At 53.4% G+C, this 25,873-nt stretch carries 23 protein-coding genes, 5 tRNA genes and 1 pseudogene; all 29 read right to left on the reverse strand.

Annotation, left to right across the window (positions count from 1 at the left end; translation table 11 throughout):
• Nucleotides 1-9 precede the first annotated feature (9 nt).
• Nucleotides 10-483, reverse strand: a complete 474-nt coding sequence (gene rpsG / locus QGH09_04760; GenBank protein HJO17497.1) for a 30S ribosomal protein S7 — start codon at nucleotides 481-483, stop codon at nucleotides 10-12.
• A gap of 51 nt (nucleotides 484-534) precedes the next feature.
• A complete protein-coding gene (gene rpsL / locus QGH09_04765) occupies nucleotides 535-909 on the reverse strand; it encodes a 30S ribosomal protein S12 (GenBank protein ID HJO17498.1) in 375 nt (124 codons plus the stop codon).
• 451 nt (nucleotides 910-1,360) lie between these two features.
• Entirely contained in the window at nucleotides 1,361-5,551 is a 4,191-nt protein-coding gene (gene rpoC, locus QGH09_04770) for a DNA-directed RNA polymerase subunit beta' (protein ID HJO17499.1), read from the reverse strand.
• A 128-nt stretch (nucleotides 5,552-5,679) separates the two neighbouring features.
• Nucleotides 5,680-9,918: pseudogene (gene rpoB, locus QGH09_04775) on the reverse strand (DNA-directed RNA polymerase subunit beta).
• Nucleotides 9,919-10,081: 163 nt separating this feature from the next.
• The gene (gene rplL / locus QGH09_04780; GenBank protein ID HJO17500.1) at nucleotides 10,082-10,468 is read right to left on the reverse strand and encodes a 50S ribosomal protein L7/L12; all 387 of its coding nucleotides are present in this window, start codon (nucleotides 10,466-10,468) and stop codon (nucleotides 10,082-10,084) included.
• 53 nt (nucleotides 10,469-10,521) lie between these two features.
• The gene (gene rplJ, locus QGH09_04785) at nucleotides 10,522-11,046 is read right to left on the reverse strand and encodes a 50S ribosomal protein L10 (protein HJO17501.1); all 525 of its coding nucleotides are present in this window, start codon (nucleotides 11,044-11,046) and stop codon (nucleotides 10,522-10,524) included.
• A 3-nt stretch (nucleotides 11,047-11,049) separates the two neighbouring features.
• Complete coding sequence (gene rplA / locus QGH09_04790; protein HJO17502.1) at nucleotides 11,050-11,736, reverse strand: 50S ribosomal protein L1; 687 nt, start codon at nucleotides 11,734-11,736, stop codon at nucleotides 11,050-11,052.
• 34 nt (nucleotides 11,737-11,770) lie between these two features.
• Nucleotides 11,771-12,196 carry a 50S ribosomal protein L11 gene (gene rplK / locus QGH09_04795; GenBank protein HJO17503.1) on the reverse strand — a complete coding sequence of 142 codons (426 nt, stop codon included), beginning with the start codon at nucleotides 12,194-12,196 and terminating at the stop codon, nucleotides 11,771-11,773.
• Nucleotides 12,197-12,239: 43 nt separating this feature from the next.
• Nucleotides 12,240-12,782 carry a transcription termination/antitermination protein NusG gene (nusG, locus tag QGH09_04800; protein ID HJO17504.1) on the reverse strand — a complete coding sequence of 181 codons (543 nt, stop codon included), beginning with the start codon at nucleotides 12,780-12,782 and terminating at the stop codon, nucleotides 12,240-12,242.
• Nucleotides 12,779-12,997, reverse strand: coding sequence for a preprotein translocase subunit SecE (secE, locus tag QGH09_04805; GenBank protein HJO17505.1), 219 nt, complete (start codon nucleotides 12,995-12,997; stop codon nucleotides 12,779-12,781). Before secE ends, nusG begins: the two co-directional genes overlap by 4 nt.
• A 54-nt stretch (nucleotides 12,998-13,051) precedes the next feature.
• Nucleotides 13,052-13,127 (reverse strand) — tRNA-Trp (locus QGH09_04810).
• Nucleotides 13,128-13,145: 18 nt separating this feature from the next.
• The gene (rpmG, locus tag QGH09_04815) at nucleotides 13,146-13,295 is read right to left on the reverse strand and encodes a 50S ribosomal protein L33 (GenBank protein HJO17506.1); all 150 of its coding nucleotides are present in this window, start codon (nucleotides 13,293-13,295) and stop codon (nucleotides 13,146-13,148) included.
• A gap of 24 nt (nucleotides 13,296-13,319) precedes the next feature.
• Nucleotides 13,320-14,507 carry an elongation factor Tu gene (tuf, locus tag QGH09_04820; protein ID HJO17507.1) on the reverse strand — a complete coding sequence of 396 codons (1,188 nt, stop codon included), beginning with the start codon at nucleotides 14,505-14,507 and terminating at the stop codon, nucleotides 13,320-13,322.
• A 57-nt stretch (nucleotides 14,508-14,564) separates the two neighbouring features.
• Nucleotides 14,565-14,640 (reverse strand) — tRNA-Thr (locus QGH09_04825).
• A gap of 92 nt (nucleotides 14,641-14,732) precedes the next feature.
• Nucleotides 14,733-14,807 (reverse strand) — tRNA-Gly (locus QGH09_04830).
• Nucleotides 14,808-14,868: 61 nt separating this feature from the next.
• A tRNA-Tyr gene (locus QGH09_04835) sits at nucleotides 14,869-14,955 on the reverse strand.
• Nucleotides 14,956-15,164: 209 nt separating this feature from the next.
• Nucleotides 15,165-15,241: transfer RNA gene (locus QGH09_04840), tRNA-Thr, on the reverse strand.
• Nucleotides 15,242-15,353: 112 nt separating this feature from the next.
• Entirely contained in the window at nucleotides 15,354-16,067 is a 714-nt protein-coding gene (gene rlmB, locus QGH09_04845; GenBank protein HJO17508.1) for a 23S rRNA (guanosine(2251)-2'-O)-methyltransferase RlmB, read from the reverse strand.
• 29 nt (nucleotides 16,068-16,096) lie between these two features.
• Nucleotides 16,097-17,596, reverse strand: coding sequence for a glutamate--tRNA ligase (gene gltX / locus QGH09_04850; protein HJO17509.1), 1,500 nt, complete (start codon nucleotides 17,594-17,596; stop codon nucleotides 16,097-16,099).
• Entirely contained in the window at nucleotides 17,593-18,792 is a 1,200-nt protein-coding gene (gene ispD, locus QGH09_04855; GenBank protein HJO17510.1) for a 2-C-methyl-D-erythritol 4-phosphate cytidylyltransferase, read from the reverse strand. The genes gltX and ispD overlap by 4 nt, the downstream gene beginning before the upstream one ends.
• 16 nt (nucleotides 18,793-18,808) lie before the next feature.
• Nucleotides 18,809-19,501, reverse strand: coding sequence for a phenylalanine--tRNA ligase beta subunit-related protein (locus QGH09_04860; protein ID HJO17511.1), 693 nt, complete (start codon nucleotides 19,499-19,501; stop codon nucleotides 18,809-18,811).
• A complete protein-coding gene (locus QGH09_04865; GenBank protein ID HJO17512.1) occupies nucleotides 19,498-20,208 on the reverse strand; it encodes a lysophospholipid acyltransferase family protein in 711 nt (236 codons plus the stop codon). Before QGH09_04865 ends, QGH09_04860 begins: the two co-directional genes overlap by 4 nt.
• 63 nt (nucleotides 20,209-20,271) lie before the next feature.
• The gene (gene radA / locus QGH09_04870; protein HJO17513.1) at nucleotides 20,272-21,633 is read right to left on the reverse strand and encodes a DNA repair protein RadA; all 1,362 of its coding nucleotides are present in this window, start codon (nucleotides 21,631-21,633) and stop codon (nucleotides 20,272-20,274) included.
• Nucleotides 21,634-21,682: 49 nt separating this feature from the next.
• A complete protein-coding gene (gene dnaB / locus QGH09_04875) occupies nucleotides 21,683-23,023 on the reverse strand; it encodes a replicative DNA helicase (protein HJO17514.1) in 1,341 nt (446 codons plus the stop codon).
• Nucleotides 23,024-23,179: 156 nt separating this feature from the next.
• A complete protein-coding gene (rplI, locus tag QGH09_04880; GenBank protein ID HJO17515.1) occupies nucleotides 23,180-23,635 on the reverse strand; it encodes a 50S ribosomal protein L9 in 456 nt (151 codons plus the stop codon).
• Between the two features lie 51 nt (nucleotides 23,636-23,686).
• The gene (rpsR, locus tag QGH09_04885) at nucleotides 23,687-23,899 is read right to left on the reverse strand and encodes a 30S ribosomal protein S18 (GenBank protein ID HJO17516.1); all 213 of its coding nucleotides are present in this window, start codon (nucleotides 23,897-23,899) and stop codon (nucleotides 23,687-23,689) included.
• A gap of 87 nt (nucleotides 23,900-23,986) precedes the next feature.
• Entirely contained in the window at nucleotides 23,987-24,415 is a 429-nt protein-coding gene (gene rpsF, locus QGH09_04890; protein HJO17517.1) for a 30S ribosomal protein S6, read from the reverse strand.
• A gap of 108 nt (nucleotides 24,416-24,523) precedes the next feature.
• The gene (pth, locus tag QGH09_04895; protein HJO17518.1) at nucleotides 24,524-25,132 is read right to left on the reverse strand and encodes an aminoacyl-tRNA hydrolase; all 609 of its coding nucleotides are present in this window, start codon (nucleotides 25,130-25,132) and stop codon (nucleotides 24,524-24,526) included.
• 26 nt (nucleotides 25,133-25,158) lie between these two features.
• Nucleotides 25,159-25,854 carry a 50S ribosomal protein L25 gene (locus tag QGH09_04900; GenBank protein HJO17519.1) on the reverse strand — a complete coding sequence of 232 codons (696 nt, stop codon included), beginning with the start codon at nucleotides 25,852-25,854 and terminating at the stop codon, nucleotides 25,159-25,161.
• Nucleotides 25,855-25,873 lie beyond the last annotated feature (19 nt).

Raw genomic sequence — 25,873 nt, forward strand, 5'->3', positions numbered from 1 at the left:
ATCAATCTGTCACCACCGGTAGTGAGCAAAGGCCTTATTCGCCTCTGCCATCCGGTGGGTATCTTCACGCTTTTTAACAGCCGAGCCACGTAGATTCGATGCGTCGATGAGTTCATTCGCTAGCTTCTCACGCATCGTCTTGCCATCCCCACGCGCACGTGCATAACTGACCAACCATCGAATGCTAAGCGACAGCCTACGATTCTGGTGCACTTCGATCGGCACCTGATAATTCGAACCGCCAACCCGGCGAGACTTCACCTCAAGCGTTGGTTTAACATTGTCTATCGCCTTCTTGAACACTTTGATCGGATCATCGCCGGTCCGTTCTTTGATTAAATCTAGCGACCCGTACAGAATCCCCTCTGCCGTACTGCGCTTCCCACTCAACATAATCGTTCGAAGAAACTTCGTAACTAGCGAACTCTTGTAGAGCGGGTCAGGTGGAACGTCGCGTTTGGCAATTTCGCGTCGGCGTGGCATGTTCGCAATCCCTACTAAAACCTATAAACGACTATCATCAACTCTCGGTCACTATGCTTTAGGCCGCTTCGCCCCATACTTAGACCGAGACTGCTTCCTGCTCTGTACACCAACAGCGTCAAGTGTTCCTCGAACGACATGGTAACGAACACCAGGCAGATCCTTAACCCGTCCCCCACGAATCAAGACTAGCGAGTGTTCCTGAAGGTTATGGCCGACGCCAGGAATGTAGGAGGTGACCTCGATACCATTGGTCAACCGAACGCGCGCGACTTTACGAAGTGCTGAGTTCGGCTTCTTGGGTGTCTGCGTGAACACCCGTACGCATACACCACGCTTCTGTGGACTCTCCTGAAGCGCTGGACTCTTCGTCTTGGTAGTAAGCTTCTTTCGTCCGTGGCGTACAAGTTGACTAATAGTTGGCACAAGCACTCCATCGACCGCTTGCACCCCACCGACCGGGGACTAAGCCAACAACTCCCCCCCCCCGACCCGGAATGCATTCCGGTCCGTTCCTGCTCCAGGCCTAAAAATGACGTCAAACGTCGATTTGGCGCCTGGAAACCCGAATACCCTATTTGTGTGTTCGTGCGTGGACTACCGCGCAATCACTCAGGTGAAGAAGCGCTTCGTGGAGACGGCTCGAAACCGCAGCCACCGCTTCCTCTTCTGCCTCTACGTCGGCTTCGGCTTCCGATGAGGCGGAGCGGAGCTAGATAGGGTTTCCTAACTCCGATACAACCTTGCGAGGATACCACAACAGAAAAACTTGAAGCAAGTCCTTCGTCCGCCACGACTTAGCGTGTCGGAGTCGTCGGCCGAAGGCCAGCGGCTTGAACCACTATAAAATTGACTCTTCTGGGCTAGCCCTTATTCGTCAATTCTTTAGAGCCCCATCGGCTACATCTTGCCGGCCGGTGATTTCCTCGTGCTCAACGAATTCAGCCTCGTGATCAAATTCCACTGGCGGAGTTGGCGGCGGATCATCCCGCTCTATACTCACTTGCCGGTAATAGTCCAAACCGGTGCCGGCAGGAATCAGCCTTCCCATCGTCACGTTCTCTTTGAGACCGCGAAGATGATCCACCTTACCCGAAATCGAAGCCTCAGTTAGTACACGTGTGGTCTCTTGGAACGATGCAGCCGAAATGAATGACTCAGTCGACAGCGAGGCCTTCGTGATCCCAAGCAACATTGGGCGGCCGACCGCTGGGCGACCACCCTCACCAATTATGCGTTCGTTCTCCGCCATAAAATGGGCGCGCTCAACTTGCTCATCTACGAGGAACTCCGTATCACCAATGTCTTCAATCTTGACCCAGCGCATCATCTGCCGAGCGATGACCTCGATATGCTTATCGTTGATAGTGACACCTTGAAGCCGGTAAACCTCCTGGATCTCATTAACGAGATAATTCTGCAGGGCTTTCTCACCAAGAACACTGAGAATGTCATGTGGATTACTTGGTCCGTCCATCAACGGCTCTCCAGCTCTGACGCGGTCACCCTCCTGAACGTTTACGTGCACACCTCTCGGCAGTGAGTACTCTCGAGGCTCTGCACCAGCCTCGTCAGGGACAATAATAATCTTACGTAGACCCTTCGCAACACTACCGTGATGGACAACACCCTCGATTTCACTGATGACTGCTGTCTCGCGCGGCTTTCTCGCCTCAAAGAGCTCCACCACACGCGGTAGCCCACCCGTAATATCCTTGGTTTTTGTCGTCTCCCGAGGAATCTTAGCCAGTACGTCACCGGCGTGTACCTCCTCACTATCGACAACCATCATATGCGCGTGCGAGGGCATATGATATTTCCGTAGTGCCTTGCCATCTTTCTTTCGCACCTCGATAGCCGGCTGCCTTTTCTCATCTGGGGAGTCCACGATGATAAGCCGAGACAATCCGGTCACCTCGTCGACCTCCTCGTGGGCGGTCATCCCTTCAACAATATCCTTGAAATGTACGATGCCGGGATGCTCAGTCACGATCGAGAAGGTATACGGATCCCACTCAACGAGTACCTCACCAGGCTCAACCTGTTGACCGTTCCGTACTCTGAGGTGCGCCCCGTAGACAACAGTGTAGCGTTCACGATCACGACCCTTGGCATCCTGGATAACCAGCGAGCCACTTCGGTTCATCACCACAAGCGCCCCCGCTCGCGCCTCAACAACCTGCAGTTCTTCAAACCGCACAGTGCCGGAATGCTTTGCTTCAAGCGTTGACTGCTCCGACACTCGCGAGGCAGTTCCACCAATGTGGAATGTTCGCATCGTTAACTGAGTCCCAGGCTCGCCGATCGACTGTGCAGCAATGACGCCAACTGCTAAACCACGCTCAACCAACTGACCCGTTGCCAAATCACGCCCGTAGCATTTTGTACAGACACCCCGACGCGACGAACACGTGAGCACCGAACGGATACGGACGCGCTCAATACCAGCTTCTTGGATATCCGAAGCCAACCTTTCCGTGATCTCTTCACCCTCATCAATAATTACAGCGTTCGTGATGGGATCATGAATGGGATCGAGTGTAACGCGACCGATAATCCGATCGCGCAGCGGCTCAATGATCTCTCCACTCTCTACGATCGCCCGGGCATCAATCCCATCCATCGTTCCACAATCATCCTTGGAAATGATTACATCCTGCGCGACATCAACTAAACGACGAGTCAGGTAGCCAGAATCAGCGGTTTTAAGTGCCGTATCGGCCAAACCTTTTCGCGCCCCATGAGTTGAGATGAAGTACTGCAACACAGTCAAACCTTCACGGAAGTTTGAGGTAATCGGCGTCTCGATAATCTCACCAGAAGGCTTTGCCATTAATCCGCGCATGCCGGCCAGCTGCCGAATTTGCTGCTTACTACCCCGAGCACCGGAATCAGCCATGATGTAGACCGGGTTGAAATTCCGGCCTGACGGGGCCGACTCGTCCATCTCTGCAAACATCTCGTCAGCGATTCGTTCGGTAACATCCGACCAAATCGCGATTACCTTGTTGTAGCGCTCACCGTTTGTGATCGACCCATCCAGATACTGTTGCTCAACCTTGATAACGTCAGCCCTCGCATTGTCAACAAGCTGCGCCTTTTCTGATGGGATAATCAGGTCATCAATACCGATAGATAGACCAGATTGAGTCGCGGAAAGGAAACCGAGATTCTTAATCACATCGAGCATACTGACGGTCTTCTCTAAACCGAACCGGAGATAACAGTACTGAACTAGCTGCTGCAGCCCTTTCTTCTTTAGCAAGCCATTAATAAACGGTACGCCGTCAGGCAGTGCGTTGTTAAAGATGACGCGCCCAACCGTCGTAGTGATAATCGTCTTGGATACCTGCTTCACGTCTGCATACAACACATCCTGATCAACGCGACTAGAGGATAGATCCATCAGTTCTCCACTCACCCTTAGCCGAATCGGTGACAGGGTCTCAACTTCACCTGCCTCCTTCGCATGAAGCACATCCTCTACGCAGCCGAACAGACGACCCTCCCCTTTGGCACCCGTTTTGGACTTAGTCAGGTAATAACAGCCCAGCACAATGTCCTGTGATGGCACCACGATAGGTGCACCGTTTGCTGGCGAAAGGATGTTGTTCGAGGACATCATCAGAACTGAAGCTTCGATCTGCGCTTCTGGACCTAGCGGGATATGAACAGCCATCTGATCGCCATCGAAGTCAGCATTGAATGCAGTGCAGACGAGCGGATGAATTCGAATTGCCTTTCCCTCCACCAGCACTGGTTCGAACGCTTGGATTCCAAGCCGATGAAGTGTCGGAGCCCGGTTTAGGAGCACGGGATGTTCACGGGTTACTTCCTCAAGAATGTCCCACACTTCAGGCTGGTGCTGCTCGACCATTTCCTTGGCCTGCTTAATAGTGGTCACGAGCCCACGCTCTTCAAGCTTGTTGTAGATAAAGGGCTTGAAAAGCTCCAGCGCCATCTTCTTTGGAAGGCCGCACTGATTCAACTTTAACTCCGGTCCGACTACAATGACCGAACGCCCGGAATAATCCACGCGTTTACCCAGCAAATTCTGCCGGAACCGACCCTGCTTCCCCTTAAGGGTGTCAGAAAGCGATTTCAATGGCCGGTTATTAGCGCCACGCAATACGCGACCTCGTCTGCCATTGTCGAAAAGCGCGTCAACTGCTTCTTGCAACATCCGCTTCTCATTCCGAATAATCACATCGGGAGCCTTGAGCTCCATTAACTTCTTGAGACGGTTATTGCGGTTAATCACACGGCGGTACAAATCGTTCAGGTCAGATGTAGCGAACCGTCCGCCATCGAGTGGTACGAGCGGACGCAACTCGGGAGGAATCACAGGAACCACGTCAAGAATCATCCACTCCGGCTTGTTATCAGAACGCCGAAAAGAATCAACCACTCGGAGCCGTTTTGAATATTTCAACTTCTTTTGTACCGACGTTTCACTCCGCATTAAGTCGCGGAGCTCTTCAGCTAGCTCATCCACACTGATGCGCTTCAGCAACTCCTTAATGGCCTCAGCGCCCATCTGCGCTTTAAACCCAAGACCTGGCTTTACCCTTGTTGCGCGGAACTGTTCTTCGTTCAGTAGTTGGTTCTGCTTAAATTCAGTATCACCGGGATCGATGACGACATAGGCCTCGAAGTACAGAATTCGCTCAAGGTCACGCAATGAGATATCCAACAAATGACCAATACGGCTTGGTAGACCTTTAAAGAACCAGACGTGACTGACCGGTGCCGCCAACTGAATGTGGCCGAGACGCTCCCTTCGTACTTTCGCTTGCGTAACTTCAACACCACACTTATCGCAGATTACACCCCTGTGCTTCATCCGCTTGTATTTCCCACAGAGGCACTCCCAATCTACGACCGGTCCAAAAATCTTCGCGCAGAACAAACCATCTCGTTCAGGTTTGAACGTTCGGTAGTTGATCGTCTCTGGTTTCGTCACCTCGCCATGCGACCATGAAAGTATTCGCTCGGGCGAGGCAAGACTAATCCTGATGTTGTCAAATTCTGTAGTTAACGAACCGCGGTCTGCAAAGCTTGGTCTCATAGATCCTTCATCGCAAATGTAGTTTCAGGGACCGGTCGTAGACCATGTCCAGATGGTGATTCAACCTACACTTCCTCGAGTTCTTTCTCCGTTGGTGGAAGCCCCTCTATCACTCTTGACGGCGTTTTCAATAATTCCACATCGAGGCAAAGAGCCTGTAACTCACGAATTAGCACGTTAAACGACTCCGGCAAGCCTGGTGTGAAGGACGTGTCATCCTTCACAATTGCCTCATAAAGCTTCGCACGCCCAGTGACATCATCAGACTTCGCAGTCAAGAGTTCTTGCAGTATGTGCGCTGCACCGTATGCCTCGAGCGCCCACACCTCCATCTCTCCAAACCGTTGGCCACCGAACTGCGCCTTGCCACCAAGCGGCTGCTGTGTGATCAACGAGTACGGGCCGATCGATCGCGCGTGAATTTTCTCATCGACTAAATGCGATAACTTGAGGATATAAATGTAGCCGACGGTCACATCTTGCTCGAACACCTCTCCAGTCATCCCGTCAAACAGTTGAGTCTTGCCGCCAGTCGGGTATCCCGCTTGCTCAAGCCAGCCCTTGATCTCCTTTTCAATGGCTCCATCGAAGACCGGAGTCGAAAAATATAGCCCGAGCGCATGTGCGGCCCATCCGAGATGAGTTTCAAGAATCTGACCGACGTTCATCCGTGATGGAACGCCGAGAGGGTTCAACACGATCTCAACTGGCGTTCCATCAGGCAGATACGGCATATCCTCTTCTGGCAGTATCCTCGCAATTACCCCCTTGTTACCGTGCCTCCCGGCCATCTTGTCGCCCACAGAAAGCTTTCGCTTCATAGCAACGTAGATCTTGACAAGCTTGATCACGCCTGGCGGCAACTCATCGCCACGCCGAATCTTCTCCTTTTTTTCTTCGAACTCTTGCCTAATGACTTCGACCGCTCGCGTGGTTCGGTTTTCGAGCCTATTCAAATCTTCCTCAAGTCGAGGATCGTCGGTTGCTATCGCCATCCTCGCGATCGCTTCATAAGGCATCCCTTCAAGCATCTCAACAGTAAGAACGGTTCCTTGATCGAGAAGTTTCACGTCACCATGGTCGCTGTACAGGTCTTTCCTCAACCTTTCCCCGGGGAGCATCTGGAGGAGGTGCTTCTTCACCTCGTCGTGAAAAATACGTATTTCATCCTTGAAATTCTTCTCCATCATCTCGAGCTCTTCAGCTTCAATCGCCTTGGCCCGGTCATCCTTCTCAATGCCCTTACGCGAAAAGATCTTCACGCCAACAATGATGCCGTCGATACCGGGAGGACATGTCAGAGACGCATCGCGCACATCACCAGCTTTCTCGCCGAAGATTGCACGTAACAGCTTTTCCTCAGGCGTGAGTTGAGTTTCGCCCTTAGGCGTCACCTTGCCAGCCAATACGTCGCCAGGTTTCACATAAGCGCCAATCCTAATAATTCCGCTTTCGTCGAGATCGTTCAAGAATCCTTCGGATACATTAGGAATGTCTCGGGTGATTTCCTCAGGACCGAGCTTCGTGTCACGAGCTTCAATCTCGAATTCCTCTATATGAATCGACGTGTAGTAACCGTCTCTAACCATCCGTTCGGAAACGAGAATTGCATCCTCGAAATTGTAACCACGCCAAGGCATGAACGCGACCAAAACATTTTGACCAAGTGCTAATTCGCCGAGCTCTGTGCAGGGTCCATCTGCAAGCGCCTGGCCCATTTCCACACGTTGTCCGGCGCGGACGATCGGTTTCTGATTGATACACGTATTCTGATTTGACCGTTTAAACTTAATCAGGGGGTAAGTGTCAGGCTTCATATCGGCAGCAGTCTTAACACCACTATCGACTCGCACCACAATGCGCTGTGAATCAACATAATCAACCGTTCCACCACGACGCGCGCTCACGACTGACCCTGAATCGCGCGCCGTGATGTACTCCATACCCGTGCCTACAAACGGCGCACGTGCCCGTAGTAACGGCACTGCCTGACGTTGCATGTTCGATCCCATCAACGCTCGATTTGCATCGTCATGTTCTAGGAATGGAATCAGCGAGGCCGCGACAGATACGAGCTGTTTCGGTGAAACATCTATGAAATCAACCTTTTCACGTGGCGCTAGAATGAACTCGCCTGCCCGGCGTGCGTTGACACGGTCACCTGCAAGCATTCCCTGCTCGTCAACGGAGGCATTTGCTTGCGCAATGACGTATTGGTCCTCTTCCCAAGCAGACAGATAGAATGAGTGCGGTTCGAATTCCGCCGCACGCTTCTTCCGCGACTTTACCGTAGCGTTCTCGTCAAGTACTTCCTGCAATTCGACGATATCGCCGATCTTGAATTGCGTCCCACCAGCGTTGGTAATGAGGACTGCATCACTTACATGGCCGTTATTGACACGGCGGTAGGGCGCCTCAATAAACCCGAACTCGTTGATTCGGGCGTAGCAGGACAAAGAAGAGATCAAGCCTATATTTGGACCTTCCGGCGTTTCGATCGGACAGATCCGTCCATAGTGTGTCGGATGGACGTCGCGTACCTCGAACCCAGCACGTTCACGTGATAGACCGCCTGGCCCAAGCGCCGACAAACGACGCTTATGGGTGACCTCCGAGAGCGGATTGGTCTGATCCATAAATTGAGACAGTTGGGAAGATCCAAAAAACTCTCGGATCGCAGCCATGACCGGTTTAGCGTTGATCAGATCATGCGGCATCGCCGTCGTCATTTCTTGGTAGATAGACATTTTTTCTTTAATTGCCCGTTCCATCCGTACCAAGCCAATCCGAAATTGATTCTCAAGCAACTCACCAACCGACCGGACACGGCGATTACCTAGATGGTCGATGTCATCAACGTTCGCGGGATTTCGTCTTAGCTTTAAGAGGTAGCTAATCACCTCGAAGAAATCCTGAGGATGAAGAATCTTCTCATCAAGAGGAGTGTCGAGCTTCAGCTTAGTGTTGAGTTTTAAACGACCGACACGAGAGAAATCATATTTACGATGATTAAAAAACATGCCCTCAAAAAGCGATCGCGAGCTATCAAGCGTTGGTGGATCGCCTGGTCGCAAACGACGATAGATCTCGATTAGAGCTTCTTCATGGGTTCTAACCATGTCTTTTCTGAGGGTAGTCGAAAGGACAGGGCCAATCTCGTCGCTCTCCGGAAAGAAGATCTCGAGAACTTCAACGTCCTTTTCCTCCGCCATCGATATCACCCGCGGCGTGACCTCCTCATTGGCCTCGAGAATCACTTCACCAGTAGCGGGGTCGACCACATCGGCGGCTGCAAAGGCACCATCAAGCTCTGCGGCAGAGATTTCGATCGACTTAACCCCTGCATTTTTCAGTTCGGTCACTACAGCACTAGTGAGCTTCTTGCCGGGGAGTACGGAGGTGTCGGAACCAGGAATATCCAGGCTCGTTGCCGCTCGACGGCCAACGATTGACTCCTGGACCATCCACCGCAGACTACCCTGATTAACTTGGAGCGTGTCGACAGTGTAAAAGTTTCGAATAATCTCGTCGGTACTCCGCAGTCCTAAAGCGCGCAAGAAAACGGTCGCCAGAAACTTGCGCTTTCGATCGATGCGTATGTAAAGCAAATTTTTTGCGTCGTACTCGAATTCGACCCACGATCCCCGATACGGGATAATCTGCGAAACAAAGGACGTCTTGTCGGACGAGTGAAAGAACGCTCCTGGTGAACGGTGAAGCTGTGAAACGATTACACGCTCGGTTCCATTAACGATGAACGTGCCGTTCTCAGTCATCAACGGAACATCGCCGAAGTAAACCTCCTGCTCTTTGATGTCACGAATGGATTTGACCCCAGTTTCAGGGTCCCTATTCCACACAACTAAGCGAATGGTGACCTTGAGCGGCACGGCATAGGTCATCCCTCGTTCTTGGCATTCCCCGACGTCATATTTCGGTTTCAACACAACGGAAGTGTCACAGACCTCGCACGTGTCACCCTGCGCGAGGTTCGCCTGTCCACACTCGGGACATAGCACTTCCCCTAAACCATCGGAACCTGCGATCAACATCACCCCACAGCCTTCGCATGGAATCCGAAGGTGCTTTAATCCGGAGAGTCGACCACATCGACACTCCCAATTTCCAATCCAGTAATCGATGAACTCAAGTGACGAATTCTCACGAAAATCGCTAATCGGAAAAACCGACTTGAAGACCGATTGCAGTCCAGCATCCAGGCGCTCCGCTGGCAGTTGATTCATCTGCAAGAAGCGCTCGTATGATTTCCGCTGGATATCAATGAGATTGGGAATCGGTATTGTGGTGTTGATCTTCGAAAAATCGATGCGTTCTCGATAAACGTTCTTAGGTAGGCTGTTGTACATACTTGAGTGAACTCATGGCACGGCGATTAAACCGTTCCTGTGGAAAAAAAACGTTATCAACTCTGACTCGTGGCACCATCTAGCAGACCTAGTGCACACGAACCCCGTTCGACAAGTGCCACCCTGGCCTCAACTGGCATAGCACTCCCTACAGACGCAACAGCTACTTGATCTCGACTTTGGCGCCGACTTCTTCAAACTTCTTCTGGATTGCTTCAGCCTCGTCCTTCGGCACACCTTCCTTGACAGCCTTAGGCGCGCTTTCGACTAAATCCTTTGCTTCCTTCAATCCTAGGCTAGTGACTTCACGAACGGCTTTAATGACATTAATTTTCTTGTCGCCAATCTCAGTGAGAGTAACCGTAAACTCGGTCTGCTCTTCTGCTGCCGCACCACCGGCACCCGGCGCAGCTACCGCTCCCGCCATGGCCACTGGCACCGCGGCTGACACACCCAGCTCTTCCTCAAGGGCTTTAACAAGCTGCGAAAGCTCCATCACAGAGATTCCCTTGATGTATTCAACTATTTGTTCCTGCGTAACATCAGCCATCATTTATTCTCCTGACGTAAGACGAGCGCACGCAGCACGGATAGCGCCACGAATTAATCGCCTTTCTTTCCTTCAATCTGTGCAAGCACATTCATAAAATCTCGCGGAACTCCACCCAGCACTGTGACCAACCGAGTCATCGGGGCCTGCAGTACGGACAGAAGCTTGGCGTAGAGTTCAGGCTTGCTAGGCAGCGTTGCTAGTTCGTCCACCTCCGCAGGCGTGAAGTTCCGTCCCTGGACAATGGCTGCCTTAACCTTAAGTCCAGGGGCCGTCTTTGCAAAGATGGTGAGCGTCTTCGCCAACGACACTGGATCGGCGTCGGAATAGGCTACAGCCGTTGGACCTTGAAACATTTCACCCAACGACTCGAAAGCACTCCCTTGTATCGCCTTCTTGGCAAGCCTGTTCTTAACTACTCGATACTGGCCATCCGCAGCACGTACCTGTCGACGCAACTCCGTAGCTTTAGGAACATCTAGACCCTTAAAGTCTACGAGCAATACGCTATCCGCTGACTTAAACAGCGACGCTAACTGTTGCTGCTCAACCTCTTTTTCCGCTCTCGTAACTGCCATGACTTACGCCATTTCCGCAACCGCGGGATCGACCTTCACTCCTGGACCCATCGTCGACGACACCGTCAGACTTCTCAAATACTTACCTTTCGCAGCAGCGGGTTTCGCCTTCATGACGCTCGACACAATCGCCTGTGCGTTGTCGATAAGATTCTGTTTCGGAAATGAGACTTTACCAATCGGCGCATGAATAATGCCGGTCTTGTCCACGCGAAACTCCACCTTCCCCGCCTTGATCTCTTTCACGGCCTTCCCGATATCAACGGTGACCGTTCCAGTCTTTGGATTAGGCATTAACCCCCGCGGACCGAGCACCTTCCCAAGCTTTCCGACTGATCGCATCATATCCGGCGTGGCCACTACTGCCTCGAAATCGATCCAGCCAGCCTGAATTTTTTCTACAATTTCTTCACCACCGACAAGGTCCGCGCCGCTCTCCTCAGCCTCCTTTTGCTTTTCGCCGACCGCAATTGCTAGCACGCGTTTACTCCTACCAAGTCCGTGCGGAAGAACAACTGTGCCACGCACCATTTGATCTGCGTGTTTCGGATCAACCCCTAGACGAAGCGCCATTTCAACCGTCTCATCGAACTTGGCAAACTTCACCTGTTGCACGAGCGGAATCGCGTCCTCAAGCTTCAGCAATGCCTCCGGAACCTTCTCCTTAGCCATCTTGAACTGCTTTGTCATCCGCTGCATCTGCACACCTTCAAGTCTTGCGGGGTTACCCGGTGACGTCTAACCCCATCGACCGTGCCGTTCCGCACACAATCTTTACTGCAGACTCTAGGGACTCGCAGTTCAGATCGGGCATCTTTACCTTGGCTATCTCCTCAACATCCTTGGTCGTTATTGTCCCCACCTTAGTCTTATTGGGCTCACCTGAACCCTTAGCGATATTAGCAGCGCGCTTAAGCAGTACCGCCGCCGGCGGGGTCTTAGTGATAAAGGTGTATGAGCGATCAGCGTAAACCGTAACGACTGCGGGAATAATGAGCCCGTCTTGACCTGCCGTCTTTGCATTAAACGCCTTGCAAAAGTCCATGATGTTCAACCCGTGTGGACCGAGCGCCGTGCCTACAGGAGGCGCAGGCGTTGCCTTACCGGCAGCAATCTGAAGCTTCACCTGGGCTAGAACTCTCTTCGCCATACTTCCACTCGCACTCCAACACAGGTGTCGCGGAAACCCTATTCTAGAGCTTCTCCACCTGCAAAAAATCTAGCTCTACCGGCGTTGCACGGCCGAAAATCGTCACCATAACCTTCAAAGTGCTCTTATCGAGGTTGACCTCGTCAACCGTGCCGCTAAAGTTCGTAAAAGGTCCCTCGTTGATGCGCACCTGGTCGCCCTTATCAAACATGTACTTCGGCTTTGGCTTTTCGGCGGCAACAGTGACCTGATGCAGAATCTGATCGACTTCCTCTCGAGTCAGGGGGGTCGGCTTCACGCCGGCGCCCACAAAGCCCGTGACCTTCGGCGTGTTCTTGACAACGTGCCAGGTATGGTCGGACATATTCATCTCGACCAATATGTAGCCTGGAAAGAAACGCTTCGAACTAACAACTTCCCGGCCGGCTCGCATTTCCAGTACGTTTTCAGTCGGAATCAGAACCTCGCCAATTTCGTTCTGCAGTTCGTAGGCCTGGACACGCTGTGCGAGCGATTCCGCCACCTTATTCTCAAAACCAGAGTAGGTGTGCACGATATACCACTGCTTTGTTATGACTTCTGTCATGCGACACCAAACGCATTGAACACCCGCCCAATCACGGCGTTGAGCAATAGATCGATCCCCCAAAGATAAATACCGAAAAAGATCGACGTCAGTATGACCACAAAGGTCGTCGCGTACACTTCCTTCTTCGACGGCCAGGTCACGCGTTCCAGTTCGTTCCGAACCTGGGCCAAAAAGGTTCGCGACTGATCCCAAAACCCTATTACACCGCTCATCGTACCGTCTCGACCGTTTCGCCTCCTCCTCTGCAAGCAGATGGAGGACGTGGATGGCAGGCCAGGAGGGACTCGAACCCCCAGCCCCCGGTTTTGGAGACCGGTGCTCTACCAATTGAGCTACTGGCCTACAACAATAAAATTCCGCCTACCTCGTCTCCCGATGGGTCGTATGCGTCCGACACCACCGACAGAATTTCTTAATCTGCAGACGATCAGACATAGTCCTTTTGTTCTTGGTCGTGCTGTAGTTACGCCGCTTACACTCGTTGCACGCCAACGAAATAATGTCGCGCATTAACTGGTCCTCAATCCCGTATCCCTACTCCACAATCTCGGTAATAGTACCAGCCCCAACCGTACGGCCGCCTTCACGAATTGCGAACCGCAACCCTTTCTCCAGCGCCACCGGTGTGATCAACTCTACCGCCACTGTTACGTTATCCCCCGGCATTACCATCTCTACACCTTCAGGTAATGTTGATACTCCCGTCACATCCGTTGTACGTAGATAAAACTGTGGTCGATACCCGTTAAAAAACGGCGTGTGACGCCCGCCTTCGTCCTTCGTCAGCACGTAGACTTCACCCTTGAACTTCGTGTGTGGCGTGATCGAGCCAGGCTTGGCCAACACCTGCCCACGCTCCACGTCGTCCTTCTCTGTCCCCCGCAGTAACACACCCACGTTGTCCCCTGCAACGCCTTCATCCAGCAGTTTCCGAAACATTTCAACTCCGGTCACCACCTTCTTCTGTGTCTCTGCAAAGCCAACAATCTCAATCTCTTCGCTGACTAGCACCTTCCCTCGTTCTACACGGCCCGTCACCACTGTGCCGCGCCCGGAAATTGAGAAGACATCTTCAATCGGCATCAAAAACGGCTTGTCCACATCCCGCTCTGGAAGTGGGATGTATTCATCCACCGCGGCCATCAATTCCTTAAGCGATTTGGCCGCCTCCTCGTCTCCCTCCAGCGCTTTCAAGGCAGAGCCCTTTATCACCGGCAAGTCGTCCCCTGGAAATTTATATGTGTTCAGCAGTTCCCGTACTTCCAGCTCCACCAGCTCCAGGAGTTCCGGATCGTCCACCGCATCAACCTTATTCAGGAACACCACCAAATACGGCACTCCTACCTGCCGCGCTAGCAGGATATGCTCCCGTGTCTGGGGCATCGGTCCGTCAGTTGCCGCCACAACTAAAATCGCACCATCCATCTGCGCCGCTCCCGTGATCATGTTCTTCACGTAATCGGCGTGTCCCGGGCAATCCACGTGTGCATAGTGACGATTCTCCGTGGTGTACTCCACGTGTGCCGTTGCGATGGTAATTCCCCGCTCTCGTTCTTCCGGTGCGTTGTCGATCGAGTCGAATGACCGGAATGACACCTTGTCGTCCCCAGCCGACAGCACTTTCGTAATCGCTGCCGTTAACGTCGTCTTTCCGTGGTCAATATGGCCAATTGTGCCGATGTTGACGTGTGGCTTCGATCGATCAAATTTTTCCTTCGCCATGGCTTATCCCTCTCTTCCCCACTCTACCGGCATCGTCCAACCAGCATCCGCAGATGCTGGAGCCGATGACCGGGATTGAACCGGTGACCTCGTCCTTACCAAGGACGCGCTCTGCCAACTGAGCTACATCGGCCACGAATTCGACAATGAAACTCGTCACCCGTCAGCGGCATATTAACCGCCACACACTTATCATCAAGCTCGTTTGGCTTACATCCCCGAAGATGGAGCGGGAGACGGGGGTCGAACCCGCGACCAACAGCTTGGAAGGCTGTGACTCTACCACTGAGTTACTCCCGCGAATCCCCCTCACCCGAGCCACCAAACCCGTCATCCCCTCGGCCAAGGGGCCACTCACTCTTGGTGGCGAGGGGAGGATTCGAACCTCCGAAGCCGCTAGGGCGACAGATTTACAGTCTGTTGCGTTTGACCGCTCCGCAACCTCGCCAACTCTTCATCGTCGCTCAGCGACCCGTTCCATCGCCAGCGTCGGTTCTGGGTTGCCTTCCTCCAAAAAAAAGTCATAAGTCGCAAATGGTGATACAGCAGAAGTCGATGCGCCAAATCACATGTCGCACGCCGCTCTCCGAATGTGATTTAGTAACAAAGATGAGGCCCGAACTCGAAATCGAAGCGCGCCTTGCATTCGAAAACCCATGGAGCTGGCGGAGGGATTTGAACCCCCGACCGGCTGATTACAAATCAGCTGCTCTACCTGACTGAGCTACGCCAGCCAGACAAAACGGGTACTCTAGCACGTATCATGCCATCCCGCAACCAATTATGGACTCAGCATTTAGCTCCGTTTCCACCAGAACAGTCACAATACCCATTTAGGGATGAGCTTCAGGCGGTGGCTCGCTGGCGCACAGCTTCAAACAAGGCAATACCGGCCGCAACAGAGACATTGAGACTCGCCAGCTGACCCGCCATGGGGATTGAGACGAGCCAATCGCAGCGGTCACGAACCAGCCGGCGTAATCCTTTTCCTTCACCACCAAGAACAAGAGCAGTTGGCCGTGTGAGGTCCACCTGGTCATACCGGTGACTGGCCGCTCCATCGAGCCCAACCGTCCACACACCAGCTGCCTTGAGAGTCTCGAGGGTTCTCGCAATATTTACCACCCGAACAAGCCGGATATGTGCAACTGCACCAGCCGAAGCTTTTGATGCCACCCCGTCTAGCCGTGCTGCCCGCCGTGACTGTCTGATCACCCCGTCCACCCCAGCAGCTTCAGCTGTCCTTAGAATCGCTCCAAGATTCTGCGGGTCCTCGATACCGTCGAGGACAACCAACAGTGGATTACTATTAGCCTGTAGAAGGTCCTCGAGGGTATAGGCCCGCGGTTGGTCAACGTCGGCAACAACTCCCTGGTGCAGTCGGCCTCTGGATGAACGCAGGAGTTGGGCATCGGAGCAGCGCCGCACGGAAATGCCTGAGGCTTCAGCCATCCTTACCAATGCACGCAGACGGGAACGCGGTGGATCCTCGACCCTCACCAACTTAACCTGGCCGGCTCGCAACGCTTCCGTAACCGCATTAATGCCGTAAATAACCATTTTGCAAGTAACAAGCGCCGACAGCCACCTTAGCTAAGTCCGAGTGCAGCCGCAAACGCTGCGGCTCGCTCCCGGCACCCGACAATTGGACTCAAACCGGAAGTGGAGGAAAGCTCTGCACCCCGGTCAATCGCTGGAACCACTGAATCAAGCTCCATGCCATCACTATGCCCAGTCAAAACGATCCGGATCGGGTGAAACAACGTACGGCCCCTACAGTCCGTCTCGTTTCGCAAGGCGGTCTTCAGTTCGCGAAAGCCTTCCATGTCTAACCTCGAACGGTGCGCGAGCTCAGCGGCCAGCGCTTTAATCACCCGTCGAGCCTCGGGTTGAGAGACCTCGCACTGAATCTCTGGGTCCATTAGTGTGCCGGGAACATCGAACTCAAATAGAAACTTAAGCCGTTCGGGAATCTGCTCAAGACGATCGACTGCACCCACGGCCAGGTGCGCGATGTACTTCAGAAACGCCGTGCCGTCACTATCAGGGCCGACTGCGAAACCCGCCTTCTCAAAAAACGGGACAACTAAAGTCGCCAGCCGTTCCGCCGACAGTGCCTTAAGGTTGTGTCGGTTCAGCCAGCCTAATTTTTCAGGGTCGAAGATTCCTGCGCTTCGACTGACATCAGCGATTCGAAATCGTCTGGCTAGTTCTTCGATAGGGAGAATCTCATCGTCACCGCCGGGTGACCAGCCGATAAGTGCAAGGTAGTTCGTGAGCGCTGCGGGAAGATAACCACGCTCACGCATTTCCTCTACCGAAGTGGAACCATGCCGCTTGGATAGCGGAGCTCGGTCAGGCCCCATAACCAGCGCCAGATGAGCGAAGCGTGGCTGCACGAATCCCAACGCTTCGTAAAGAAGAAGCTGGCGGGGTGTATTTGAGATGTGATCCTCCCCGCGAACAACATGAGAAATTTTCATCAGTGCGTCGTCAACAACAACAGCAAAATTGTAGGCTGGACGGCCGTCTGACCGCATGATGATCGGATCGCCTATGATCTCGCCGCTGAAGCTAACGGTCCCCCGAACGAGATCATCGAACTCAACCTGATCGACCTCAGGCACCGCAAAACGAATCGCAGCGGGTTCTCCAGCATCCAATCGGCGCCGGACGATATTAGTTGCCAATGTTCGACATGTTCCTGGATAACGTGTAGGCCGACCTGCTGCCACGGCAGCTCGACGATTTGCCTCCAATTGGTCGAATGAACAGAAGCAGTGGTAAGCAGCCCCACGTCCGAGCAATTCATCGGTATAGGCCTTGTAGGTATCGAGACGTTCTGATTGGCGATAAGGACCAAATGGACCACCAAGGTCGGGACCCTCGTCCCAGGTAATGCCCATCCATTGCAAATCCTGAAGGATGCCCTCTTCAAACTCTCGGGTTGAGCGTTCGGTATCGGTGTCTTCAATCCTCACAACCATTGTGCCATTGGCACCTCTAGCAGCCAGCCAGTTGAAGAGCGCTGTCCTGGCATTGCCAACATGCAAATAGCCGGTCGGACTAGGCGCAAAGCGAAGTCTCATGAAGGTACGCTCTCCGTCGACAGATGGTCAGCTGGCCCCAACTGCACTATTGCATGAACAGCGATAGCCTCACCGTGGCCGAGAGGTCCAATACCCTCATTCGTTTTACCCTTGATGCCAACGTCGGCCACTGTAATGCCGATAGACGCCGCGATATTCTCACGCATCGCATCGATATACGGACCGAGCCTAGGCGCTTCCGCAATCACAACGACGTCAACATTTCTTACGGTAAACCCTCGGTTGCGTACGATTTCGTATACCCCTGCCAATAAGTCCAGGCTTGATGCATCCTTCCATTTTCGCTCTGAGTCGGGGAAGTGTTGACCTATATCTCCCGCTGCAGCCGCGCCCAATATTGCATCAGCTAGCGCGTGGCACACGGCATCTGCGTCCGAGTGACCAAGCAACCCGGACGCATGAGGAATGGTTACGCCACCAAGAACCAGTGAACGTCCCTCGACAAGACGGTGTAAATCGTATCCAATTCCTATGCGCATTTCAGCATTAGCCTCGGACCGCCCAACGCGCGCCCGGGCGATTTCTAAATCTCGTGCCGTAGTCAACTTAACATTACCTAGATCCCCATCAACCAGACACACCGTATGTCCAGCACGCTCAACTAGCATTGCCTCATCTGTGACTTCCATACCAGCCGCGCCAAACGCCAGTCCATCCTCTAACACGCTTCGGCGAAATACTTGCGGGGTCTGAGCTAAGTAAATAGTGTCCCTTGGAAGCGTCGTATCAACAATGAGTGAACCGTCTGCTCTATCAACCAGTTTCACAGTATCCTGCGCAACAAGTGCCGCAATTGCAGCACCATTTTCAAGACCAGCATCCAAAGTACGATCGATGACTTCTGCGGAAACGAACGGGCGTGCAGCGTCATGCACGGCCACCAAATCGGCATTGTGGGGAACAAGAGCGAAGCCCATCGCTACAGAGTCCTGGCGACGCGGTCCTCCCCCAACAACACGTGTTGGCGTTCGCCGACTGGAAAGGTCTGCGGCGTAGCGTGCCGTCAATTCGGTCGGTAGAACGACAATAATCTCATCAACCCGTGGATGTCGGTCGAACGCATCCAGACTATGGCCAAGCACTGTTGTGTCACCCAGTGCCAAAAACTGTTTGGGAATCTCTGCCCCCATCCGAAAACCACTACCCGCCGCTGCGACGATGGCCACAATGTGCATAGACTGTTCCAACTCTCTACTTGGCTTCCAGTTGCTTCCTAGCAGCCCACGACATGATTGCGCGGGGACCTATGAATTGCATCACACGCGCAGTCACTGTATCTACCGTCGAAGCCACAACGCTCGAATCCACATCAAGTGGAGCGAATACAACAACCATCGCGCTCGTGGTCGAGGAAGTGATCATGGTGCGTACCGAATCTGACGAGGGGTTACCAAACGCACCGGTCTGGTCGCTAAGAACCAGCCGACCATCCACATGGACGTCGTCTTTTCGGATTCCTGAATAAGCCTCACCCTGGCGACCGCGTCGACATTCAATCACACCATGGATTTGATCGGCGTCATAAAGGCCAAAGGGTAACCGAGACTCTACAGAACACCAGTTACACACATCAACCAGAGCGTTGACTCGCGGTAGCGGTTCGCCCCGACGTACGCGCCTGAGCAATGCCTCTGATGAGGGACGGCGCTTCGTCGGATCGATTCCGAGCCTCCGATACAATCCGCGAACGGCCATGGTCACGTCGTCATGGCCATCTGTAGCCCGGAGTGCAGTGGCGGCCTCAGCCAAAGGCTCATCCAACGAAGGTTCACGAATCACAACGCTGAAATCGGTTACTCGAATTCCCACTAAACGAACAAAGGCACCTAGCTCTGGCGTGATCGAAATGTTGACCTCCGCACCCTGGCCGGCGGCGGACATCATTGTTTGATTACCGTTCCACTCTGGGCTCTCTCGGCATCATCACCACCCAAAGCTGTTGAAACGATGTGCTGGACCCGCTCGGCTAGTTCCGCTGCTTGGCCACGTGATAGACCCTTAGTCATAATCGGTCGGTGTACGGTCAGCGTCACCTGGCCCGGACAAGTCATGAGTCGTCCACGGCGCATTATGTGACGACTGCCGTTGACCGTCAGCGGCACCACCGGCATACCAGCCTCAATGGCCAGAACGAAGATTGCTCTCTTAAATTCCCGGAGACTTCCATCAATCGATCGTGTGCCTTCAGGAAATACGATTAAGGAGAGGCCGAGGCGCATGATGCTCGTAACCCGTCTGAAAACCTCAGTACCCGGCCTCGACCGATCGACGAGCACGTGCCCAGTGCGCCTCAGATGACACCCTAACATTGGAAATCGACCCAGTGACTCCTTTGCGATGATTCGTAGTTGGAACGGTAGTGACAAAAAAATAATTGGGATATCGTAAATGCTTTGATGATTCGCGGTGAAGACATAGGTTTCATGCGGTGCTAGAAGATCCTGACCATGAACATCAACATTCACTCCGGTCGTCGCCAAAATCAACCATGACCAGGTACGGGCACAAAGATGGCCAAAGTCGCCACGCCCACCGAAGACACTTGAACCAATCGACAGTACACCCAACACAATGGTGTACACACCAATCATAGGAATCAGAAAAAAAACGGTTCGCCACCAATGAAATGGAAAAGTCGACACTGCGTAATCAGCTCAAGCGATCAATACATCGAGTGCCTCGTCAACAGCCCGTACAGGGATCGTTTCAAAGTCCTCGATATCAAGTTTCTCGTGATTGGCTGCAGGCACAACACAGCGCCGAAACCCGAGCTGTGCTGCTTCTCGGACCCGGAGTGCAGCTTGGCTAATGCCCCGCACCTCACCCGCCAGTCCAACCTCTCCGAAGACGGCAGTACTCGCGTCAATCGGGCGGTTACGAACGCTTGACGCAACAGCCGCGACAATTCCTAAATCAGCCGCGGGCTCGTTTACATTCATTCCACCTGCGATGTTCACGAAGACGTCATCGCCAGATACGTTGAGACCAACTCGCTTCTCTAATACCGCTAGCAGTAGCCCAAGACGATGCTGGTCAATTCCGCTCGCCGTACGACGAGCCGTGCCGTACGTACTTGTGCTAACGAGAGCCTGCACTTCGACAAGGATTGGTCGAGAGCCCTCTACACAACAAAGGACGGCCGAGCCCGGTGCGCCAGCGGACCGCTCCGCGAGAAACAGCTGCGAAGGATTGGGCACTGGCCGAAGTCCACCGTCAGTCATTTCAAAAACGCCGAGCTCGCTCACAGCTCCATACCGATTCTTTACAGCACGAACTATCCGATGGGACTGATACCGCTCCCCTTCGAAGTACAACACGGTGTCAACGATATGCTCTAGCGTCTTGGGTCCGGCGAGTGCGCCGTCCTTGGTGACATGACCGACGAGAAATGTTGGAATGTGATGGCTCTTGGCACTGAACAGCAACTGGGTGGCCGCTTCGCGGATTTGACCAATGCTTCCAGGTGCCGACTGCAACTTGGGCGAAAACACAGTCTGCACAGAGTCAATGACGATGAGCGCTGGCTGTCGGCGTGCAATCTCCTCCAGAATCCGTTCCAGACAGGTTTCAGCAAATAAGAAAAGCGGGGCCTGGCCTATACCCAGGCGTTCGCCCCGAACTTTGATTTGATGCTCTGATTCTTCCCCGGAACAATAGAGCACCGGCCCGCTCACGGCCGCAACACGAGCCGCCGCCTGCAAAAGTAGGGTCGATTTACCAATCCCGGGTTCTCCTCCAAGGAGAACCAACGACCCGGGTACTGCGCCACCACCAAGTACTCGATCGAGCTCATTAATACCAAGTGACAAACGGTCCATTTGGGCCATTTCGACATCGGCATATAGACGCGCGCCTTCCGTTGACGTGAGGCCCAGTCTGGCCTCGTCATCCGACGGTGCTGGACCGACCCGTTCCTCAACGAAAGAGTTCCATGCGTCGCAACCCGGACACCTTCCAAGCCACTTTGACTCCTGGGCACCGCAGGTTTGACACACAAAGCAGGTACGGGACTTCATTCTTCGCACACCACCTGCACGCTGTCGTCCATTAGTGACGATCGCCGACTCAATGATGTGTCGTCGTTTGGTTCTCGAAGCGCGTGATTTCTTTGAGAAACGCTAAACGCACTGTGCCGGTCGGACCGTTCCGTTGCTTACCAATGATTACTTCAGCAGTGTTCTCATTCTCGGGCTTACGGTCATACACATCTTCACGGTAAATGAACAACACTACATCAGCGTCCTGTTCAAGCGCGCCCGACTCGCGAAGATCTGAAAGCTGAGGGCGGTGTTCAGAACGCGACTCCGGCGCTCGGCTGAGTTGCGATAAGGCAACAACTGGGACCTCAAGCTCCTTTGCCAAACCCTTTAGGGAACGAGAAATCGACGCCAGTTCTAAGTTCCTGTTTTCGAACCGCCCGCGACCTTGCATCAACTGAAGGTAATCGATAATCAGCAGGTGCAGACCGTGCTCTGACTTCAGTCGGCGCGCTTTAGCGCGCATCTCAAGAACACTAAGTGACGTCGAGTCATCGATAAACACGCGGGCCTCCCCCAAAACTCCGAGGGCCTCCGACAACTTCTTATATTCCTCACTACCGAGAAAACCACCGCGGAACTTGTGTGCGTCGATTCTGGCCTCAGAAGTGAGCATCCGAAGGAATAACGCCTGCTTCGACATCTCCAGGCTAAACACGCCAACCGTCTTTTCGGTTTTGGTGGCCACGTGTTGCGCGATATTCAGAGCCAAGCTGGTCTTACCCATTGACGGCCGCGCCGCTATGATCACCAAATCGGACGGCTGAAACCCAGACGTCAACCTGTCGAGGTCTGTGAAGCCACTTGGGACGCCCGTAAGAAAGCCTTGTTGATTCTCGAGCTTTTCAAGGGTTTCAAGACCGCCCGGGACAAGATCACGAAGGCTTTGAAAACCTTCTGTTAGCCGACCATCAGCAATCTGAAAGATCTCTGATTCCGCTTGGTCCAGTTGGACCTCTGGCTCAACTTCAGCCTGGTAGGCCGTTGTGAGAATCTTGTTGGCGGAGCCAATGAGGCTGCGGAGAGTCGCTTTTTCCTTAACGATTTTTGCATAGTACTCAACGTTTGTTGATTTTGGTACGCCGTCGACGAGCGCTGCAATGTAAGCTGGGCCACCTACCTCATTTAAGTTACCCGCGCGGTTCAGCTCTTCCTTGAGCGTAACGAGGTCAATAACTTCATCGCGCTCAAAAAGACTGACCATCTTGTCAAAGATTTGTTGATGGGCATGCCGATAGAAATCTGGAGAATCGATTAGCTCGGCCGCACGATTAAATTGCTCGTTGTCAATGAGCACGGCTCCGAGTACGGCCTTCTCGGCCTCTAAATTGTGAGGAAGTGACCGCTCAGATACAGGTGTCTCAGGCATAGCTAACGTGTCCGTCGCTGCCCGGTGCGATTACCCCACCAGATACCGTTATGAGGGTCACACTGAACCTTTTAGCACGAAGCCGTATAGGCCAAGCGCCGTGAGCCACGCAGTTTACCAAAGACAGCGAGGGAGAGAAGACGTTTCCCTAACTCCTTACTCGTCTACGACTTCTTTAATGACCTTGAGTGCGACCTGCGCCGTTACTTCGCGGTGTACCTTCACCGGAATGGAAAACTCACCTAGCTCCCTAATAGGCTCACCCAATTGAATCTTGCGCTTGTCCACATCGATCTGTTGAGCCGCCAGACTCTCCGCAATATCAGCTGCGGTGACCGAACCGTATAAGGTGTCCTGCTCACCCACACGCCGCGCGATAACACACTCGGCCGAACCCAAACTCGCTGCGAAAGCCTCTGCCGTTTGTTTATCGGCCGCTTCACGGACCTCGGCGAGTTTCCGCTCGCGTTCAATCTGTCGACGGTTATTTTCCGTTACCGGCAAGGCTAGCTTCCGCGGTAGGAGGTAATTCCGAGCGTAGCCCCTTGCGACCTTGACAACATCACCACGCCGCCCAAGGTTATCGATGTGTTCCCGAAGAATGATATCCATGCATTCACTCCGACGGCCCAGTGCCCTCAGTAACCGACCAGCCTGCAGACCCTAATCTGTTACGTAGGGTATGAGCGCCAACTGACGAGCACGTTTAATTGCCGTCTGCAATTTTCGTTGGTGCGTCGCGCATGTCCCTGAAAGGCGACGCGGCTGGATCTTGCCACGCTCAGGGATGAACGGCATCAGCATCCGCGCATCCTTATAGTCAATGTAATCGACCTTTTCGACACAAAACCGACACACTTTTCTACGGCGAAACAGACCGCTTTTTCGGCCGCCACGGTCATCCTTCTTTTTGCTGTCCTTGCGACCACCACGACCACTTCGTTTTCCAACCATAAACTCCCCTTATTCCTTTTCTTCAGCCGCTGCCTCTACGGGAGGTCGCGCAGCTGGGGCCTCCGGCGGTAATCCACGCCCAGCCCGACGGCGCTTACGCGTTTCGGCTCGTCTGGTTGCAGTGCGCTCGGCGACGTGAAGCTCTTCGTCCACTCGCACCACCAAATGGCGGACTACGTCTTCTGCCACTCGAAGCCGCCGCTCTAGCTCGGTCACCATTTCGCCTGAACCCGACAGAAGCTCAAGCACATACGTCCCTTCTTTGTAGTGATTGACCTCATAAGCCAACCTTCGTTTGCCCCAGTTTTCAGTCTTCTCAATACGTCCGTCGAATTTTCCCACAATCGCTTCAACCTGCGTATGCAACTCCGCCACGACTTCATCAGTCGCGCTTGGCGACACGATGTAGACTAGTTCGTACTGCCTGAGTGTTGACATAGAGCTCCTTTTGGACTTGACGGCCACGCCACAGGTGGCAAGGAGTCTTAGGGACTCGCGCGTCGATTATCCTAAGCGCTTCGAGTGCGCTACTTACGCACCTGACTACTAAGAGTGTTCACTGTTCTCCTTATCCGCAACCGACGATTCAGGTTCCGGACCATTGAAACGATTCATAACGTATCCGATTCCATTACCAACGAACGCATCGACGGCGTCAGCGGCTCTCGCGATTGAGTCGCGAATAGCCGTTTCCTCAGAAGTTTCGAATCTCGACAGTACGTGGGCTGCGAGGTCACGCCGCACATCCCCGCGTCCCACACCAACCCGAAGACGAGAAAACCCCTCCGTTCCAAGCGCGTCGATTATCGACGCCAGGCCGTTGTGCCCCCCGTCTCCACCACTTGCTCGAGCCCGCAAACGCCCAAGGGGCAACTCCACATCCTCTGCCACGATAAGCACATCGTCAAGTGTAATCCGATAGTAACGAACCAAGGCGGCAACGGCCAATCCACTTCGGTTCATAAATGTTAAGGGCTTAACCACCAGCAGTCCAGGGTCGACACCCCGAGTTCTCGCTATGACGGCCTCGGTTGGCGCTGACTCAAACTCAAGCGAATGTCGGGTCGCTACTTCACCCACCACATCGAAGCCAACGTTATGCCGTGTGCCTTGATACTTACGGCCAGGATTGCCCAGCCCAACAATCAGTCGCACGCTCAGTCAAGGTCGGAGTAGCAAGATTACGAGGAGGATTCCTCGCCACTCTCCTCCTGCTCAGCCTTGCCCTTCTTGATTACCTCAGGCTCGGCGGCTTCGCCCTCAGCGCCTGCCTCACCTTCAGCCACTACCTCAGGCTCCTCTTCAACTTCGGCCTTCGGTGCCACCACATGAACGAGTAGAACGTCTGGAGAGCTAACCGGCGTCCACTTGACCCCTTCGATCACTTCACGGAGCCGGACACCTTGGCCAATCATCAACTCGCTTACATCAACTTCTAAATGCTCTGGAATATCAGCCGGTAGGCACTCAACCTCAACTTCTCGATTCACGAAATCCAAGAGTCCACCTTCTTGCTTCACACCAACTGCCTCGCCCTTGAGAGTCACAGGCACCGATACCTTAATGACACGGTCCATCGCAACTCGATAAAAATCAACGTGTAAGAGGTGATTCACTATCGGATCGAGTTGGTATTCCTTCACCAGCACCTGCGTCGCCTTTCCACCATCAACCGTTAGGCCAATGATGGTGTTGATACCAGATTCTGAGTTAATAATCCGCATCAAAAGTTTAGGATCGAGCGAAATTGGCGTTCCACTCCCATTCTTCCCGACGCCTCCGTAAACAACCGCAGGAATTCGTCCGTCTCGACGAAGCCGACGTGTTTCGTTCTTACCAAATGTCTGCCGCGTAACCGCTTCCAAAGTTGCTTCCATAAGTACGTGCCTTTGTCAG

It is taken from the genome of Vicinamibacterales bacterium, assembly GCA_036012125.1.
Taxonomy (GTDB): Bacteria; Acidobacteriota; Vicinamibacteria; order Vicinamibacterales; family UBA823; genus UBA11600.